This is a genomic window from Zoogloea sp. 1C4 (genome assembly GCF_009469605.1).
GTDB lineage: Bacteria > Pseudomonadota > Gammaproteobacteria > Burkholderiales > Rhodocyclaceae > Zoogloea > Zoogloea oryzae.
The window spans coordinates 397,546-414,439 of the sequence record NZ_SSXU01000001.1; the positions used below are offsets into that span (position 1 = coordinate 397,546).

Here is a 16,894-nt window from a genome sequence, read left to right on the forward strand (position 1 = left end):
CATCGACCGGGTGAGGTTTGGGCGTTCAGGTCGGGCCGCCGTAGGGGCGCCAAGGGCCGGCATGCTGGCCGAGTCGGTCGGCGACGATGTTCAGCACCTCCCGGTTCCAGCCCATGCCCATGTGGCTGCCGTCGACCTCGATGTCCTCGACCAGCCTGGAGCCCTCGTCGTGGCGGCAGGTTTCCCATGCGACCACGCCATCGGATCGGCTGTAGATGGACGTCGTGCGGATGGGTGGCGGCATGCGCAGGCGTTCGATCCACAGCGGATCGATGCTGGCGGCACCGCCGCCGAGAAGGCTGGATATCCAGCTCGCGCTGATGTCGTCTGCGCTGCCATTGAACGGCGTGGCGATCGTGATCACCTGCCGCAGCTTTGGGGCGAGCAGCTTGCCAAGCTCCCGTGCGTACAGGCCGCCAAGGCTCCAGCCGATGAGCGTCGCCGGTTTATCGTGTTTCTCGAGTTGCCGGGAAACCTCATCCGCCAGCGCTTCGAGCCAGGCACCGGCCTCGCCCCGCGGCCCGGTGTTGAACCCCTGCCCCCAGTCGAACGCCTCGTAGCCGAGGTCCTGGCAGTGGGCTCGCAGGATCGACACCGACGTGCCGTCGGCCCCGAGGCCCGGGAAGATCACCACGGGATGCCCGTCGCCGGGCAGCGCCTTGGGGGGCGCTGTGAACTGGAGAAAGGTCAACTCCATGGCTGCGCGGAACGGTTCCAGCAAGGTCAGCGAGGGGTTCAGGGCGGTGGCTGCGTTATTTCTTCTCATGGTCTTCCTGTCGTGGATGCGACGAGACGCCGCCGTATGAAACCCCCTGCGCAGACCGGCCGTTACGCGGTGTGCCAGGGAAACCTGCCGAGTCACTGTCATTCCACGTCAGGCGTTTCGTGCTGCGTGGCGATTTCGGATCGCCGGGCCGCCGGGTTGTGGCGCAGGCCGGTTTCAACTGCGTCGTTTCGGTTTGGCCTTGGGCGCTGCAGGCGCGGTCGTGCCGAGCAGGGTCTTCAGGTTGTCGTCGGTGGCCTTGGTCACCGCAGCATTGATCTGGCGCTTGGCCTGGGCGGCCGCCTGGCCGCGCATCGTGCTGGCCATCCGGTTTGCCGCGCTCAGCCAGATGCTCATGAACGGATTCTTTTTAAGCCAGGGATTGGACATGGTCGTATCCCTTCAGGCGCGGGCGGCGAGAAGCTCGGTCTTGCGCGCGGCCATCTGCACACCCAGCTCAGCCAGATCCAGTGACGTGGCCTTGGCCTTGGGGAACATCTCGTTCTGCTCTTCCTTGACGTGGTGCTTGACGTATTCGGACAGCACCTTGACCTTGGCCGCATAGAGCTCGCCGTCAGGCTCAACCCCTTCGATCTGGGCGATCAGGTCCTTGAGGCTGGCATGCTCGACCGTGGCCTCCGGCACCAGGAGCTTGTCCTTGAGTGCCGCCTTGACCGCCGGGTAGAAGATCTCCTCCTCGATCTGCGCGTGGACGCTCAATTCGGTGCAGATCTCGGCGACGAGCGCCTTCCTCTTCTTGCTGGAATCCGCTTTTTCGTACTCTTCAAACAGTCCACTCACCGTTCCGTGGTCCGCCTTGAGCAAGGCGATCGCGTCCTGCGCAGCAGCGGCGGGCTTCGGTGTGGCGGGGGTTTTGGTAGTGAGGGTCTTGGTGCTGGCTGTCATGGCAGTTCCTTGGTTATCTGGTGGGGATGGGGTGTGCAATCAATGCACGAACAACGCGATCAAAATGATGATCGGAATGGGTATGCCCAGAAACAGCAGCACGAGTGAACGCATGGTCGGGCCTCCTTAGGTCGGCGATCTGGAAGGAATGCTCAGGCATCGCGCTGCCGGCCACCGTAAGTGGCGGCCAGGCTGGCGACGAAGGCGCCACTGAGCAATGAGACGAAAGTCCACAGCGCCGCGTAGGCCGACGCCTTGCGCGCCTTGTCGGCGCTGGATCTGGCGGCAACTTCCGCGTCGTTCAGCCGGGCCTGAGCGCGCGCGTAGATGTCGGTGACACGTTTCTCGGCGTCGTGTTGCGACATGCCGGTGCGTTTAGCAACCAGCTGACCGACGTACTGGATGTCCTCGGGCGGCAGGGGTTCGGAGCGGCTGACGTTCGTGAAGATGCGCCCCACCTCGGCGGCCTCATTGGCCATCGTGGCCATCGTGCGCTCGGACGTCTGGGCAGACTCGACGCCTGCGCTCCGGCGAAACAGGGAATCGACGAAGTAGGCCATCGGCCCGCGCTCCATCGACGACATCGGGCCCGCTGCCACGATGCCGCCCGCCGCCACGGTGGCGGAACTGGCAACCCCTTCGACAACCGCAGCGCCGGCCTGGACACCGCCACTCAGGACGGACCCGATCGCCGAAGTCAGCAGCGCCGCGGTGGCCAGGGAGGCCACGGCCCAGGCCAGAAAGCCGTGGGCGGTGTCACGAAAGTAGACCTCGTCGGGGTCGGTATCCATCCATTTCGTTCGCAGCCGGCCGGCGAGGTAGCCCCCATCGCAGACGAAAGCAGCTGCGTGAGCGTGAGCCACACGATGGTCGACACGCCAAAGCTCGCTGCGCTGACGCCTTCACGGGCCCACGGCGATACCGAAGACAAGCCCAGTCCGACGCCGAGGATCAGCAGGATCAGGGACAGGGACGCGCCGGCGGCAGCGCCGGCAGCGATGGCCCCCCACGAGACGGCGCAGGTCGACGAACGCGGGCTGTCGGCGTAGGCGTCGGACAGACCGTCTGAATACTCCAGTGGATCAACAGGTGCGGTTCGCGTGGTTGCCATGGCAGTCCTTCGGGTGGTTGCAGGTTTCGAGGAGTCATGCCCGATAACATCGGCCAGATGCTGCACGGTAGTGTTCCGGCGCCAGCGGGTCTGTTGGACAACACACATACCGGCGGCTGTCGCCGTGACCGGCACCAGGCTTTGGGCATTGAGACGGCGCCTGCTCGCGCTCTTCCGCTGCCGATATGTCGGCTTGCGTACATATGCCGGCACTTTTGAGGTTCAGACTGGGTTCGTCCTGCCGGCGGCCTGCTGCACCCGGGCACTCGGGAGAGGACCAAAACCGAACATCGACAGTCGTCGAACGAAGGGAAGGTTTCCCCCATGCTGGTACTTGGAATCGCCCTCGCGTCGGCGCTGTTCGCGGTCATCGTGGTGCTGAACTTCGCCACGGGCGAGAAGAAGATTGAACACAGCGTCGAGCGCCTGTATTCGGCCGCCGATCCGGCCTTTGGGCGCGCGATGGGGGTGCTGCTCGGGCCGGCCATCCTGCATGACAACCGTTTCGAAGCCCTGCTGAATGGCGACCGGATCTTTCCGGCCATGCTCACGGCCATTCGAGATGCGACGAAGACCATCACCTTCGAGAGCTACATCTACTGGTCGGACGCCATCGGCAAGGCGTTCGCCGAGGCGCTCGCCGAGCGGGCACGTGCCGGCGTCAAGGTGCATGTGCTGCTCGACTGGGTGGGCAGCAACAAGATGGACCCGACGCATCTCGCGGTCATGGAGGCGGCCGGTGTCGAGGTGCGCAAGTTCCACAAGCCCGACTGGTACTCGCTGGCGCGCATGAACAACCGTACGCACCGCAAGGTGCTGGTTGTGGACGGCAAGGTGGGCTTTACCGGCGGTGTCGGCATCGCCGGGCTGTGGACGGGCAATGCCCAGGATCCGCAGCACTGGCGCGACACCCACTTCAGGGCCGAGGGGCCGGTGGTGGCGCAGATGCAGGCCGTATTTCTCGACAACTGGATCAAGGCCACCGGTGCCGTCCTGCACGGCGACGACTACTTCCCGGCGCTGCGGGAAGCCGGCGACGAGGCCGCCCAGATGTTCAGCAGCTCGCCCTCCGGCGGTAGCGACAGCATGCATCTGATGTACCTGCTGGCGATCAGCGCGGCGCATCACTCGATCCACCTGTCGAGCGCCTATTTCGTCCCCGACGCCCTCAGCAAGCGGGCGCTCGTCGATGCACTCGAACGCGGAGTCAAGGTGACCATCATCGTGCCGGGCAAGCACAGCGACGCAGCCATCGTCCGCCGTGCCTCGCGGGCCCGCTGGGGCGCCCTGCTGGCAGCCGGCGCCGAGATTCACGAGTACCAGCCGACGATGTATCACTGCAAGGTGCTGATCGTCGATGGCCTGATGGTGTCGGTCGGCTCGACCAATTTCGACACCCGCTCGTTTCGCCTCAATGACGAAGCCAATCTGAACATCTACGCAGCCGATTTCGCGCGCCGACAGATCGAAGTGTTCAACGCCGACCTGTCGCAATCACGGCAGATCAGCCTGCGCGCGTGGCAACGGCGGCCGCTTGCCGAGAAGTTCCTGGAACACGCAGCGTCGCTCGTCGGCGCACAACTTTAGACAAGGGCCCGCTCATGCCTTCCACCGCCGCCGCATCCGTTTCGTCCTTGCTCGCTTCAGTGCACGCCGTGGCCAGGCGCTTCCTCACGCTGGTGACGGTGGAGGGCAGGCAAGCCGGCCTGAGGCTGTTGTCCATGCTGGGGCTGGCCCTGCTGGCCGCCGGTCTGGCGATCACCGGCTGGCTTGGTCTGCTGGCCGGCCTCATCGTCGCCCTCGTGCAGAACGACATCGTCCGCCTGGGGCCTGCGCTGGGGCTCGCGGCCCTGCTCAGTATTTCCGGCGCCGGCGGAATCGTGCTGCTATTGATGCGGGGCAGCCCGAAGCCGCTTTTCGCGGCGACGCAGCGTCAGCTCGGGCTGTGGAGCGAGCCGAAAATCGAGGCGGGCGACGCCCCTCCCCCGCGCCCTCCGTACGAACGGGATGTCGAGGAAGGCAGGATGGTCGCCCATGCCGAATACCAGGCGTTGCGAAAGCGCTTGCGCCGCCGTCTCGACTCACCGCTCATCATCGGCGGCGGTGTGCTCGCCGGAATCGCCGTCGGGTATCTCGCGGGTGGCCGGGGCCGCACCAGGGGCCGGCATCAGCCCGGACGCCCCCACAACTGGATGCAAGTCCTCGGCGTGCTGCGCGTGCTGACGCCCCTGTGGCTGGCGCGTCGGTCCGCGTCCCGAGCGCTGGCGGATGGCGGGGAAACCGCCGCCGCGGGTGAGCGCCATGGATCTTAGTCAGATCAGGCGTCTGATCGACAGCTCGGTTAACGCCTGGCTGGACGATTTTGCACCCAGCATGGGCGCCGCCCTCGCCTACTACACGCTGTTCTCGCTTGCGCCGCTGCTCATCATCGTCATCGCCATTGCCGGCCTCGTCTTTGGCCAGGATGCTGCCCGCGGTGAGATCGTTGCGCAGATACAAGGCCTGATCGGACGCGACGGCGCGATCGCCGTGCAAGGGCTGCTGAAAAGCACCAGCGAGCCCGCCCAGGGATTCGTTGCCATCGTGCTCAGCACCATCATGCTGATCGTCGGCGCGACGACCGTGTTCGCGGAATTGCAGAGTGACCTCGACCGCATCTGGCGCGTCCCCGTCCCGGCACGAAAGATGGGCATCCTCGTCTTGCTGCACACCCGCCTGCTTTCCTTTGGCCTGGTGCTCGGGCTCGGATTCCTGCTTCTGGTCTCGCTGGTGATCGGTGCCGCGATCGCCGCCGTCGGCAAATGGTGGGACGGCTACTTCGCCGGCTGGGAGGCCGTTTTCCAGGCGATTGATTTCTGCATCTCCTTCGCCATTTCGACCGCGCTCTTCGCGATGATCTACAAGCTCATGCCGCGAGCCCGGATCGCCTGGCAGGACGTCTGGATCGGCGCGGCCGTGACGGCGCTCCTGTTCGAGATCGGCAAGTTGCTGATCGGCCTGTATCTGGGCAAGACCAACGTCGCGTCGGGTTTCGGGGCGGCCGGCTCGCTGGTCGTGCTGCTGGTTTGGGTCTATTTCGCGGCGCAGATCTTTCTGCTGGGGGCCGAATTCACCTGGGCCTACGCCCACGAACGCGGTTCGCAGGCAGAGCAATCCGCACACGGCGGCGCGGTAGTCGCTGAGTCAAGTCTGCCGGATTGATCGCCGACGGCGGCCCGCGGCGGCGCTGACAGTCGAGCGTGACCTGATCGCCCTCCCCTCAATAGTCTGACCATCCTTTCGTCGGCTCCATCCGCAAATGGTCCGTTGGCGCCTGCGCCTCAGAAAGGCTGGGAGCCCTTCCAACCACGATGCAGACCTGTGCTCATTGGACTGATCAACAACATTGCCGTCCTGGTCGCCCTGGTTGCGCGGGGGCTGATCAGAGAATGCCAAGGTTCGGGAGCGCACCAGAGGCACTGCCAAACCTCCTTTACGTCTTCGCGCAGACCGACAACTCCATCACCCGCAAATACGGCAGAACGGGCCTCGGCCGCGCCATCTCGAAGAAGATCGCCCCGCTGATGGGCGGCGACGCCGGCGCCCAGTCCGTCCCGATCCTGGCCATGACCGCCAACGCCTCTGCCGAAGACAAGCCACGCTGCTTCGCTGGCTTCAGCCCGGCCGGCGCAGTGGGTCGAGGAGCGCCCGCAGGTTGTTGTGATCCAGCTCGTGCATCAGCGCGAGCAGCTGGCCCAGCTGCCCGGCGGGAAAGCCCTCCCGGGCGAGCTGCGCTTCGGCGATGTACGGCACGAAGAAGCCATCGCCGCCGGCAAAGCGGTGCGCGACGCCTGCGCCCTTCGAGGGCCGGGGAAGTACAATCCCGGCGCCGCGCTTCATGCCCCCCGCTCATCGACAACGCCAATGAATCACCAAGCCCTCTCCTCTTTCATCTGGTCGGTCGCCGATCTGCTGCGTGGCGACTACAAACAGTCCGAATACGGCAAGGTCGTGCTGCCCTTCACCGTCCTGCGGCGCCTCGACTGCGTGCTGGCTGCCACCAAGCCCGCCGTGCTCGCCGAGCTGGAAGCCAAGACCAAGGCCGGCCTCAACCCCGACCCCTTCCTGCTCCGCGCGGCCGGTCAGCGCTACTTCTACAACACCTCGCCGCTCGATCTTTCCACCCTGCTCGGCGACCAGGACCACATCCGCCAGAACCTCTACGCCTACATCCAGGGCTTCTCGCCTGCGGCCCGCGACATCTTCGAGCGCTTCGACTTCTTCACCCAGGTTGAACGCCTCGCCAAGGCCGGGCTGCTCTACCTCGTCACCGAGAAGTTCGCCAACATCGATCTGCACCCCGACGTGGTGGACAACGCCCGGATGGGCCTCGTCTTCGAAGAGCTGATCCGCAAGTTCGCCGAAATCTCCAACGAGACGGCCGGGGAGCATTTCACCCCGCGAGAGGTCATTCGCCTGATGGTGAACCTGATCTTCATCGAGGACGACGACGTGCTCACCGCCGGCAACGCCGTGGTGCGCGCCCTCTACGACCCCACCGCCGGCACCGGCGGCATGCTCTCGGTGGCCGGCGAATACCTGCACGAGCACAACCCCGCCGCCCGCCTCAACCTGTTCGGGCAGGAGCTCAACGACGAGTCCTACGCCATCTGCAAGGCCGACATGCTCATCAAGGGGCAGGACGTGCACAACATCGTGGCGGGCAACACCCTGTCGGACGACGGCCACGCCAACACCAAGTTCGACTACATGCTCTCCAACCCGCCCTTCGGCGTGGAGTGGAAGAAGGTCGAATCGGTCGTGCGCAAGGAAGCCGCCGAAAAAGGCTTCGACGGCCGTTTCGGCCCCGGCCTACCAAGGGTCTCGGACGGCTCGATGCTGTTCCTGCTCCACCTCATCAGCAAGATGCGCCCGGCGGTGGATGGCGGCGCCCGCATCGGCATCGTCCTCAACGGCTCACCGCTCTTCACCGGCGGCGCCGGCAGCGGCGAATCCGAGATCCGCCGCTACGTGCTCGAGAACGATCTGGTCGAAGCCATCATCGGCCTGCCCACCGACATGTTCTACAACACCGGGATCAGCACCTACATCTGGGTGCTCTCCAACAAGAAGCCCGACGAGCGCAAGGGCTGGGTGCAACTCATCGACGCCAGCAGCTTCTGGCAGAAGATGAGGAAGAGCCTCGGCAGCAAGCGCAAGGAGCTCTCCGAGCAGCACATCGCCGACATCACCCGGCTGTTCGGCGAGTTCGTCGAGGCTGAACAGGCCATCGTGCTCGACGCAACGGGCAAGGAAGTCGCCCGCCAGATCCTGCTCTTCGGCGACGCCGAGCCGGCAGCCCCCAAAGGCGGCAAGGTGAAGCGCGTGCCCATCTCCCGCGTCTTCAAGAACGAGGAGTTCGGCTACACCACGATCACCGTCGAGCGCCCGCTGCGCGACGACGCGGGCAACATCGTGCTCGGCGAGCGCGGCAAGCAGAAGGGCAAGCCCCAGCCCGACAGCAGCCTGCGCGACACCGAGAACGTGCCGCTCACCGAGGACATCGATGCCTACTTCCAGCGTGAAGTCCTGCCCCACGCGCCGGATGCCTGGATCGACCACGAGAAATCCAAGGTCGGCTACGAGATCCCGTTCAACCGCCACTTCTACGTCTTCGAGGCGCCGCGCAGCCTGCACGAGATCGACGAGGAGCTGAAGGGCGTCACCGCCCGGATCATGGCGATGCTGGAAGGGCTGGCGGAATGAGCTTGCCGAGGTATGGGGAGTACAAGGACAGCGGGGTTGAGTGGCTGGGAGAGGTGCCGGCGCATTGGGAGGTAAAGCGATTACGCACGGTTGCCGAGCTGAATCCATCCAAGTCAGAAATTGCCGACATCACGCGCAGTACCGATGTGTCGTTCCTGCCGATGGAAGCCATAGGCGACGACGGAACTCTGAATCTTGAGCGTATCCGTCCCCTTGCTGAAGTGGAAACGGGCTATACGTATTTCCGAGATGGTGATGTAACTATCGCCAAGATCACACCCTGCTTTGAAAATGGCAAGGGCGCGTTGATGAGTGGCCTGTCTAGCGGCATTGGGTTTGGTACAACAGAGCTGATTGTGGCGCGGCCCAAAACAAACCACGTCACTGGCGAGTATCTGAACTGGCTATTCAATTCCAGGCAGTTTCGCAATCATGGTGAGGCCAGCATGTACGGTGCCGGCGGACAAAAGCGTGTCCCGGACGATTTCGTCAGAAACTTCGTCAGCGCCTTCCCGCCGCTCCCCGAACAAACCTCCATCGCCACCTTCCTCGACCGCGAGACCGGGAAAATCGACGCGCTGATTGGCGAGCAGGAGAAGCTCCTGCGGCTGCTCGCCGAAAAGCGCCAGGCCACCATTTCCCATGCCGTCACCAAGGGCCTAAACCCGGATGCGCCGATGAAGGATTCGGGGGTGGAATGGTTGGGGCAGGTGCCAGCGCATTGGGGATTGACTCGCCTAAAATATGCCGCGGACCTCATCGTGGATTGTCCGCACGAGACGCCAATTTACGACGATGACGGCGATTACAAAGTTGTTCGAACAGCGGACGTCACAGAAGGCAAGCTCGACTCCAGTGCAATGTATTCCGTCACCGAGGCTGAATACGTGAATCGAATTCGGAGGCAAGCTCTTGCCAAAGATGACATTGTCTATGGCCGCGAAGGCGAGCGGTGGGGCTTTGCCGCACTCATTCCCGAAACTGACAAGTATTGCCTTGGGCAAAGAATGATGCAGTTTCGTACGGCTTCTGCGACGTGCCCGCATTACCTCATGTGGCAACTGAATTCGGTGAGTACTTACCGGCAGGGACAGCTCGATACTGTCGGTGCAACTTCCCCTCACGTCAATGTTGGAACAATAAGAAACTATGTTCTTGCGGAGCCACCGCTAGAAGAGCAGCGGCAAATCTCCAAATTCCTCACCGCCGAAACCGCCCGCCTCGACGCCCTCACCGCCGAGGCAACCCGCGCCATCACCCTCCTCAAGGAGCGCCGCACCGCCCTGATTTCGGCCGCCGTCACCGGCAAGATCGACGTTCGACACGAAGCCGCGTAAGCCATCGCGCGCCCATGTCTCTGACTCTCCATCTGGCTCCTGTCTTCGACTTGCCAGTCATTGAATCCACCTTCCATGCGCCGAAATGCCGCCCGGACTCCTGGCTGTATGTCGCAACCCCGACGGGTTCATCGCTCGCGGCCCTGAGTCCGTCCGACAGGCGCTACGTCGGGTCGCAGACGGCCCTCGGCACGGAAGCCTTGCACCGACTGGCGCCGCTGCTGGAACAGCCGACCCAGCACGTGGGCTACGGGTTCGAGCAGATCGTGCTCCAGGAGGACGGCAAGTCATGGCGCTGGAACACGGCGCAGGTCGAAGGGCGAGCACGGGCGTTATTTCAGATGCCTGGGCTTTGATCTGGCGTTGCACAGGCGCCGCGCGATTGGTTGCGTGGCCAGTTTCAGCTTGCCAATCGCATCAAGATCGGCAAGTATTCGTAATTCGCGAATTGCGAATACGGCGAACGATGGAGCTCAAACCTCAAGACCTGCTGGTGCTGCTGAAGGCGGCTGCGAACCCGTCACAGCGCTGGACCTATGCCGCGCTGGGGAAAGCCCTGGCCATGAGCGCGTCGGAGACCCACGCTAGCGTAAAGCGCGCCGTGGCCTCCGGCCTGGCGGTCGCGCCGGCACGCGGCGAGTGGTCGCCGGTCAGGCCGAACCTGCTGGAGTTCATGCTGCACGGGGTGCGTTACGTCTGGCCGGCCGCTCAGGGGCCGGTCAAACGCGGGGTACCGACGTCTATCGGCACGGAACCGCTCGCCGGCCGGTTGACGGTGGCCCAGGAGGATGCGCCCGTCTGGGCCCATCCGACCGGCTCCGCGAAGGGCCCCACGCTCTCGCCGCTCTACAAGACCGCCCCTCAGGCCGCTCTCGCCGACCCTGCGCTGCATCGCCTGCTGGCCCTGCTGGACGCATTGCGGACCGGGCGTGCGCGCGAGCGAGCCCTGGCAGCCCAGTTGATGGAAGCCGAGCTCAATCAGCTCGGCCCGGGGAGTGGCGATGCGATCCAATGACCCGAACTTGACCCACCTTCGCCAAGTCGCCGAGGCGCTGGGCGACTTGCGGGAACAGGTGGTATTCATCGGCGGCGCCGTAGCCGGCCTGCTGGTGACGGACCCGCTGGCCGACAGCGTCCGTGCCACCCGCGACGTGGATGCGGTGGTAAGTGCAAACCGGGCCTTGTTACATCGAATCGAGGCATTGGTTGCCACGCGTGGGTTTGCGCGCGACGTCAGCAGCGACGTGATTTGTCGCTGGGTGCACAAGGCATCGGGTGTGCTCTTCGACCTGATGCCGGTGCAGCCGGATGTGCTGGGCTTCTCGAACCGTTGGTATCCCTATGCAGTCGAAACGGCCGTGCCCGTGGACCTGGGCAATGGCGTGACGATTCGGCTGGTGAGCGCCGTGGCGTTTGTCGCAACCAAGCTGGAGGCCTTTGCCGGCCGCGGTGGCGGCGACTTCCTGAGCAGCCATGACCTTGAGGATGTGCTCAACATCGTAGATGGGCGCGAGGCGCTTGCCGCTGAGTTGGCCGCCGCGCCTGCCGACGTCCGGCAGGCCGTCGCTGCGGCATTTGGTCCTTTGCTAGCAAGCCCGGACTTCGTGAACGTGCTGCCGGGCCTGTTGGCCGAGCCGGAGCGCGTCGGCGTTGTCCTGGGGCGACTGAAAGCCATGAGCCCATGAACCTGCACCAGGAAATCCACTTCGAATCCGCCATCTGCGATCACCTGGCCCGCCACGGCTGGCTGTACGCCGAGGGCGACGCCGCCCACTACGACCGCCCAAACGCCCTCTTCCTGCCCGATCTGCTGGCCTGGGTGGAGGCGACCCAGCCCGAGAACTGGCAGGCGCTGGCCAAGACCCACGGTGCGGCGCTGCCGAAGGTGCTGGCCGAGCGGGTGCGCAAGTGCCTCAACGAGCACGGCACGCTGGAGGTGCTGCGGCGCGGGGTGGAGCTGGTGGGGCTGAAGAAGCCGCTCTCGCTGGTGCAGTTCAGGCCGGCGCTGGGCCTCAACCCGGCGATCCAGCAGGCCTACGCGGCCAACCGGCTGCGGGTGGTGCGGCAAGTGCATCACGCGCTCAACAACCCGAAGGACGCGGTGGATCTGGTGCTGTTTGTGAACGGCATCGCGGTGGCCACCGCCGAGCTGAAATCGGACTTCACCCAGAGCGTGGGCGATGCGGTAGACCAGTACCGCTTCGACCGTGACCCGGCCCCCAGGGGCGGGCTGGCGGAGCCGCTGCTGGCCTTCCCCGGCGGGGCGCTGGTGCATTTTGCGGTGAGCCAGTCGGAGGTGATGATGAGCACCCGACTGGCCGGCACGGCGACGCGCTTTCTGCCCTTCAACCGGGGCAACGCCGGCGGCGCCGGCAACCCGCCCAACCCCTTCGGCTTTGCCACGCATTACCTGTGGCAGGACGTGTGGCAGCGGGACAGCTGGCTGGAGATCCTCGGCCGCTACCTGATCGGCAAGCGCAACGACAAGAAGCAGCTCACGAGCGTCATCTTTCCCCGCTTTCACCAGCTGGACGCAACCCGCAGGCTGGTGGGCGACGTGCTGGAGCATGGAGCTGGCGATCGCTACCTGATCCAGCATTCCGCCGGCTCGGGCAAGACCAACTCGATCGCGTGGACCGCCCACTTTCTGGCCGACCTGCACGACGCCGCGCATCGCAAGGTGTTCGACAGCGTGCTGGTGGTGTCCGACCGCAACGTGCTGGATGCCCAGTTGCAGGAGGCGATCTTCGACTTCCAGCGCACTACCGGCGTGGTGGCGACCATCACCGACGAGCACGGCAGCAAGAGCGCCCAGCTCTCCCAGGCGCTGAAGGACGGCAAGAAGATCATCGTGTGCACGATCCAGACCTTCCCCTTCGCCCTGAAGGCGGTGCAGGAGCTCGCCGCCACCGAGGGCAAGCGCTTCGCGGTGATCGCCGACGAGGCCCACAGCTCCCAGACCGGCGAGGCAGCGGCCAGGCTCAAGCAGGTGCTGTCGGCCGACGAGCTGGCCGAGCTTCAGGACGGCGGCGAGATCGACACCGAGGCGCTGCTGGCCGCCCAGATGTCCGCCAAGGCAGCCCAGGACAAGGGCCTCACCTACATCGCCTTCACCGCTACGCCCAAGCCGAAGACGCTGGAGCTCTTCGGCCGCAAGGACGCCGACGGCCTGCCGCAGCCTTTCCATGTGTATTCGATGCGCCAGGCGATCGAGGAAGGCTTCATCCTCGACGTGCTGAAGAACTACACCACCTACAAGCTCGCCTTCAGGCTCGCCAACAACGGCAAGGAGTACGACGAGACAGAGGTGGAGAAATCCGAGGCGTTGAAGGGCATCATGCAGTGGGTGCGCCTGCACCCCTACAACATCAGCCAGAAGGTGCAGGTGGTGGTGGAGCACTTCCGCGAGAACGTGCAGCCGCTCCTGGCCGGCAAGGCCAAGGCGATGATCGTGGTCGCCAGCCGCAAGGAGGCGGTGCGCTGGCAGAGGGCCATCACTGCCTACATCCTCAAACGCAACTATCAGCTTGGCGTGCTGGTGGCGTTCTCGGGCGAGATCGACGACCCGGAGAGCTACCCCGAACCGGTCGCCGAAACCACCAAAGCGCTGAACCCCGGGCTCAAGGGACGCGACATCCGCGAAGCCTTCGCCGACCCGAACCATCACCTGCTGCTGGTGGCCAACAAGTTCCAGACCGGCTTCGACCAGCCGCTGCTGTGCGGCATGTACGTGGACAAGCGGCTGGGCGGCATCCAGGCGGTGCAGACGCTGTCGCGCCTCAACCGCGCCCACCCGGGCAAGGACACCACCTACATCCTCGATTTTGTGAACGACGCCGAGGACGTGCTGACCGCCTTCAAGACCTACTACGAAACCGCCCGGCTGGAGGCCAATACCGACCCGCACCTGGTCTTCGACCTGCGCGCCAAGCTCGACGGCGCCGGCTTTTACGACAGCTTCGAGGTGGACCGGGTGGCCCACATTGAGACCGACCCGAAAGGCACCCAGGCCCAGCTGAGCGCCGCCCTCGCCCCGGTGGCCGACCGCCTGCTGAAACGCTACAAGGCCCTGCAGGCCCAGCGGGCCGCCGCCGAAGCCAGCCACGACAAGGACGCCGCCCAAGCCGCCCGGGACGCGATGGATGTGCTGGTGCTGTTCAAGGGCGACATGGGCGCCTTCTGCCGGCTGTACGCCTTTCTGTCGCAGATCTTCGACTACGGCAACACGGATATCGAGAAGCGCTTTCTCTTCTACAAGCGGCTGATTCCCCTCCTCGACTTCGGCCGCGAGCGGGACACGGTGGACCTCTCGAAAGTGGTGCTGACCCACCACACCCTGAAGAACAAGGGCCAGCAGACACTGAACCTCAAGGCCGGCGAGGCGCCCCGGCTGGCACCGATGACCGACACCGGCAGCGGCGCGGTGCAGGAAAAGGAAAAAGGCCTGCTGGAGGAGATCATCCAGAAGGTGAACGGGCTCTTCGAGGGCGAGCTGTCGGACGACGACCAGCTGGTCTACGTGAACGGCGTGCTCAAAGGCAAGCTGCTGGAAAACGAAACCCTCGTCCGGCAGGCCGCCAACAACAGCAAGGAGCAGTTTGCCAACTCCCCCGACCTCGCCAGCGCCCTGATGAGCGCCATCATGGATGCGCTGGAAGCCCACAACACGATGAGCGCCCAGGCGCTCGGATCGGAGCGGGTGCGGGAAGGGCTGAAGGAAACCCTGCTGGGGCCAGCCCAGCTGTACGAGGCGCTGCGGACACGGGCGCAAGGGATGCGGCCGCCCGCCTGACCGCCGGGGCTGGCTTCAGCCCGGCCGCCGCAGCGGGTCGAGGAGCGCCCGCAGGTTGTTGTGATCGAGCTCGTGCATCAGCGCGAGTAGCTGACCCAGCTGCCCGGACGGGAAACCCTCCCGGGCGAACCACGCCAGGTAATGCCCGGGCAGGTCGGCCAGCAGGCGGCCCTTGAACTTGCCGTAGGGCATGCTGCGGGTAACCAGCAGTTCGAGGAGTTCCGGGTTCATCGCGCTGTCTCTGCTCAGTGGCGCACCGGCCAGTACCAGCTCGGCACGCCCTTGCGGCCGCCGCCCACGCCCTGCCGGTAGCGGCTGCGCAGGTGCCCATCCACCACCGAGATCCACGGCGCGAGGCAGGCGTCGGCCATCTCCTGGTCGATGAAGCGCTCGGACAGGCGGTAGGCAAACCAGCGGTAGGCGGCGATCAGGCGCACGGTCGTCTCGGCCTCTTCGAGCGACGCGCGCTGGGGCACGCGGGGCAGGAAATCCAGCTCGATGGCCTTGCCCTTGTTGGCGGTGTAGGCCCAGTCGCGCCACACGCCGTCGATGGTCTCGTTCTGGGACGCCATCGGCGCCATCGAGAAGACGTGCTTCTCGTGGAGCGTCAGGTTCTTCATCCGGTCCAGCTGGGCGGCGCGGGCGAGCTGCTCTTCGGGGATGTGCGGCACGAAGAAGCCGTCGCCGCAATCGGCGTGGAGCTGAAACAGCGACAGGAGCGCCTCCAGCCGGGTGTCGCCGGCCATCTCGGCGATCTGCTCGAGATAGGCGCTGCCAGCGGTGATCTGGAAGCCGCGGGCTTCCAGCGGCGGCTGGGGGGCCTTCATCAGCGCGGCGACGACCTTGTGTTCGGCCGGGGTGAGACCGGCCACCACGCCCGCCTCCTCCTGATGGCCAAAGCGCCCGGCGCGCCCGCCAATCTGCTGGAGCAGCGACGGCGAAAGGGTGTCGCGGGTGGTGCCGTCGTATTTCTGGATGGCGGTGAACACCACCCGCTCGATGGGCAGGTTGAGGCCCATCCCGATGGCGTCGGTGGCCACCAGGATGTCGGCGTCGCCGCCGGCAAAGCGGTGCGCCTCGCGCTCGCGCACCTCGGGCGACAGCGCGCCGTAGATGCACGCCACCGACTTGCCCAGGGCCAGAAAGTCATCCCGCAGGTTGAGGGCGTCGCGCCGCGAGAAGACGATGAAGGCGTCCCCTGGCCGGGCCCGCCGCAGCGCGCCGGCCGGGTTGTGGGCCAGCGCCTCGCCCACCACCAGGGGGTGCTTGCGCTGCTTGCGGCGGATTTCCAGGGGCAGGCCCAGGCGCTCGGCCAGCGCCACCACCGCCGGCTCGGCCGACAGCGCGCCCACCAGCCACACCTCGGCGGCGTTGGCGCCGACCACCGCCTGGGTCCACGCCCAGCCCCGGTCCGGGTCGCTGAGCATCTGAATCTCGTCGATCACCGCCACCTCCAGCTCGGCGGAGGGGTCGAGCATCTCGATGGTCGAGGCGGTCACCCGGCTGCCCTCGACCATCCGGCGCTCCTCGCCGGTGATGAGCGACGCGCTCACCCCGAATTCCTCATTGAGCCGCGTGAAGGCCTCCAGCGCCAACAGGCGTAGCGGGCCGAGATACACGCCGGCGCTGGCGGTGGCGAGGCGCTCGAAGGCGTCGTGGGTCTTGCCTGAGTTGGTCGGCCCCAGCACGGCGATCAGCTTGCGCGGGCGGCGCCGGGCGGCGAAGGTGTCCGGGTAGTCCGACAGGCGCACCGAGCGCCCGATCTGCCCGGCGAGATCTCGGTGGCGGCGCCGGGCGCGGAGGTCGGAGAGGGTCTGGGCGAGCGTCTTTGGCAGCGTGGAAAAATCCAGCCGGCCCGCCGACCAGTCATCCTTCAGGCCGCGCAGGTTGGGCGCCAGCCCTTCGGTGGCGCAGGCTTCCAGAAAGCCGCCGATCTCGGCGACGGCGGCATTGAGGGCAGCCTCCAGGTGCGCGCCCTGGGCGGCCAGCATGGCCTGCTCCAGCGTCTGGCGCCCGGCAAGCGGGCGCCGCCGCCAATGGCCAGCCTGGCCCAGGCAGCTCTCGGGCAAATAGCCCACCAGCCGGAATTCCTCCCCCCCGGCGCGCACCCGGCGGCTGGCGGCGAGCCACACGCGGTTGCTGCTGGTGGTGACGATGAAGCGCAAGTCCATCGCGGGGGCGGGTTGGGGGAGTTCGGTGTTCGTCATCATCAGTCGAAAAAACACGGGGCCGGCCTCAGC

Annotated in this window: 16 protein-coding genes; 9 read left to right on the forward strand and 7 right to left on the reverse strand. The window is 65.7% G+C overall.

Annotated features, from left to right (window positions below):
* Positions 1–25 precede the first annotated feature (25 nt).
* The 4 genes from GH681_RS01815 to GH681_RS01830 all read right to left on the reverse strand — a co-directional run bounded on the left by GH681_RS01815 (position 26) and on the right by GH681_RS01830 (position 2,532).
* Positions 26–766, reverse strand: coding sequence for an alpha/beta fold hydrolase (locus tag GH681_RS01815; protein ID WP_194271104.1), 741 nt, complete (start codon positions 764–766; stop codon positions 26–28).
* A gap of 174 nt (positions 767–940) precedes the next feature.
* Positions 941–1,153, reverse strand: coding sequence for a hypothetical protein (locus GH681_RS01820; RefSeq protein WP_153159745.1), 213 nt, complete (start codon positions 1,151–1,153; stop codon positions 941–943).
* A 12-nt stretch (positions 1,154–1,165) separates the two neighbouring features.
* Positions 1,166–1,669: a hemerythrin domain-containing protein gene (locus GH681_RS01825; RefSeq protein WP_153159746.1), complete on the reverse strand. Its 504-nt coding sequence runs from the start codon at positions 1,667–1,669 to the stop codon at positions 1,166–1,168.
* Positions 1,670–1,821: 152 nt separating this feature from the next.
* Positions 1,822–2,532, reverse strand: coding sequence for a hypothetical protein (locus GH681_RS01830; RefSeq protein WP_228111740.1), 711 nt, complete (start codon positions 2,530–2,532; stop codon positions 1,822–1,824).
* 572 nt (positions 2,533–3,104) lie between these two features.
* Between GH681_RS01830 and GH681_RS01835 the strand changes: the two genes are divergently transcribed.
* From GH681_RS01835 to GH681_RS01845, 3 genes are read left to right on the forward strand one after another with little or no spacing between them, the layout of a single operon-like run.
* Positions 3,105–4,367, forward strand: a complete 1,263-nt coding sequence (locus GH681_RS01835) for a phosphatidylserine/phosphatidylglycerophosphate/cardiolipin synthase family protein (protein ID WP_153159747.1) — start codon at positions 3,105–3,107, stop codon at positions 4,365–4,367.
* 14 nt (positions 4,368–4,381) lie between these two features.
* A complete protein-coding gene (locus tag GH681_RS01840) occupies positions 4,382–5,092 on the forward strand; it encodes a hypothetical protein (RefSeq protein ID WP_153159748.1) in 711 nt (236 codons plus the stop codon).
* The gene (locus GH681_RS01845) at positions 5,082–5,981 is read left to right on the forward strand and encodes a YihY/virulence factor BrkB family protein (protein ID WP_153159749.1); all 900 of its coding nucleotides are present in this window, start codon (positions 5,082–5,084) and stop codon (positions 5,979–5,981) included. Before GH681_RS01840 ends, GH681_RS01845 begins: the two co-directional genes overlap by 11 nt.
* 453 nt (positions 5,982–6,434) lie before the next feature.
* Here the strand turns inward: GH681_RS01845 and GH681_RS01850 are convergent, their stop codons facing one another.
* Positions 6,435–6,659, reverse strand: coding sequence for a DUF3820 family protein (locus GH681_RS01850; protein WP_153159750.1), 225 nt, complete (start codon positions 6,657–6,659; stop codon positions 6,435–6,437).
* A gap of 24 nt (positions 6,660–6,683) precedes the next feature.
* Here GH681_RS01850 and GH681_RS01855 point away from each other — a divergent pair, with 24 nt between their 5' ends.
* From GH681_RS01855 to GH681_RS01880, 6 genes are all read left to right on the forward strand, one after another.
* Positions 6,684–8,525, forward strand: coding sequence for a class I SAM-dependent DNA methyltransferase (locus GH681_RS01855; RefSeq protein ID WP_153159751.1), 1,842 nt, complete (start codon positions 6,684–6,686; stop codon positions 8,523–8,525).
* The gene (locus GH681_RS01860) at positions 8,522–9,862 is read left to right on the forward strand and encodes a restriction endonuclease subunit S (protein WP_153159752.1); all 1,341 of its coding nucleotides are present in this window, start codon (positions 8,522–8,524) and stop codon (positions 9,860–9,862) included. The genes GH681_RS01855 and GH681_RS01860 overlap by 4 nt, the downstream gene beginning before the upstream one ends.
* A gap of 14 nt (positions 9,863–9,876) precedes the next feature.
* A complete protein-coding gene (locus GH681_RS01865) occupies positions 9,877–10,218 on the forward strand; it encodes a hypothetical protein (protein ID WP_153159753.1) in 342 nt (113 codons plus the stop codon).
* 110 nt (positions 10,219–10,328) lie between these two features.
* Entirely contained in the window at positions 10,329–10,877 is a 549-nt protein-coding gene (locus GH681_RS01870; RefSeq protein ID WP_153159754.1) for a MarR family transcriptional regulator, read from the forward strand.
* Positions 10,864–11,547, forward strand: a complete 684-nt coding sequence (locus tag GH681_RS01875; RefSeq protein WP_153159755.1) for a hypothetical protein — start codon at positions 10,864–10,866, stop codon at positions 11,545–11,547. Before GH681_RS01870 ends, GH681_RS01875 begins: the two co-directional genes overlap by 14 nt.
* Positions 11,544–14,654: a type I restriction endonuclease subunit R gene (locus GH681_RS01880; protein ID WP_153159756.1), complete on the forward strand. Its 3,111-nt coding sequence runs from the start codon at positions 11,544–11,546 to the stop codon at positions 14,652–14,654. Before GH681_RS01875 ends, GH681_RS01880 begins: the two co-directional genes overlap by 4 nt.
* A gap of 15 nt (positions 14,655–14,669) precedes the next feature.
* Here GH681_RS01880 and GH681_RS01885 read toward each other — a convergent pair whose 3' ends face one another.
* Together GH681_RS01885 and GH681_RS01890 are read right to left on the reverse strand one after the other, a co-directional pair.
* Positions 14,670–14,885: a DUF3820 family protein gene (locus GH681_RS01885; protein ID WP_153159757.1), complete on the reverse strand. Its 216-nt coding sequence runs from the start codon at positions 14,883–14,885 to the stop codon at positions 14,670–14,672.
* A 14-nt stretch (positions 14,886–14,899) separates the two neighbouring features.
* On the reverse strand, positions 14,900–16,864 hold the full coding sequence (locus tag GH681_RS01890) for a helicase-related protein (protein WP_153159758.1): 1,965 nt from the start codon (positions 16,862–16,864) through the stop codon (positions 14,900–14,902).
* Positions 16,865–16,894 lie beyond the last annotated feature (30 nt).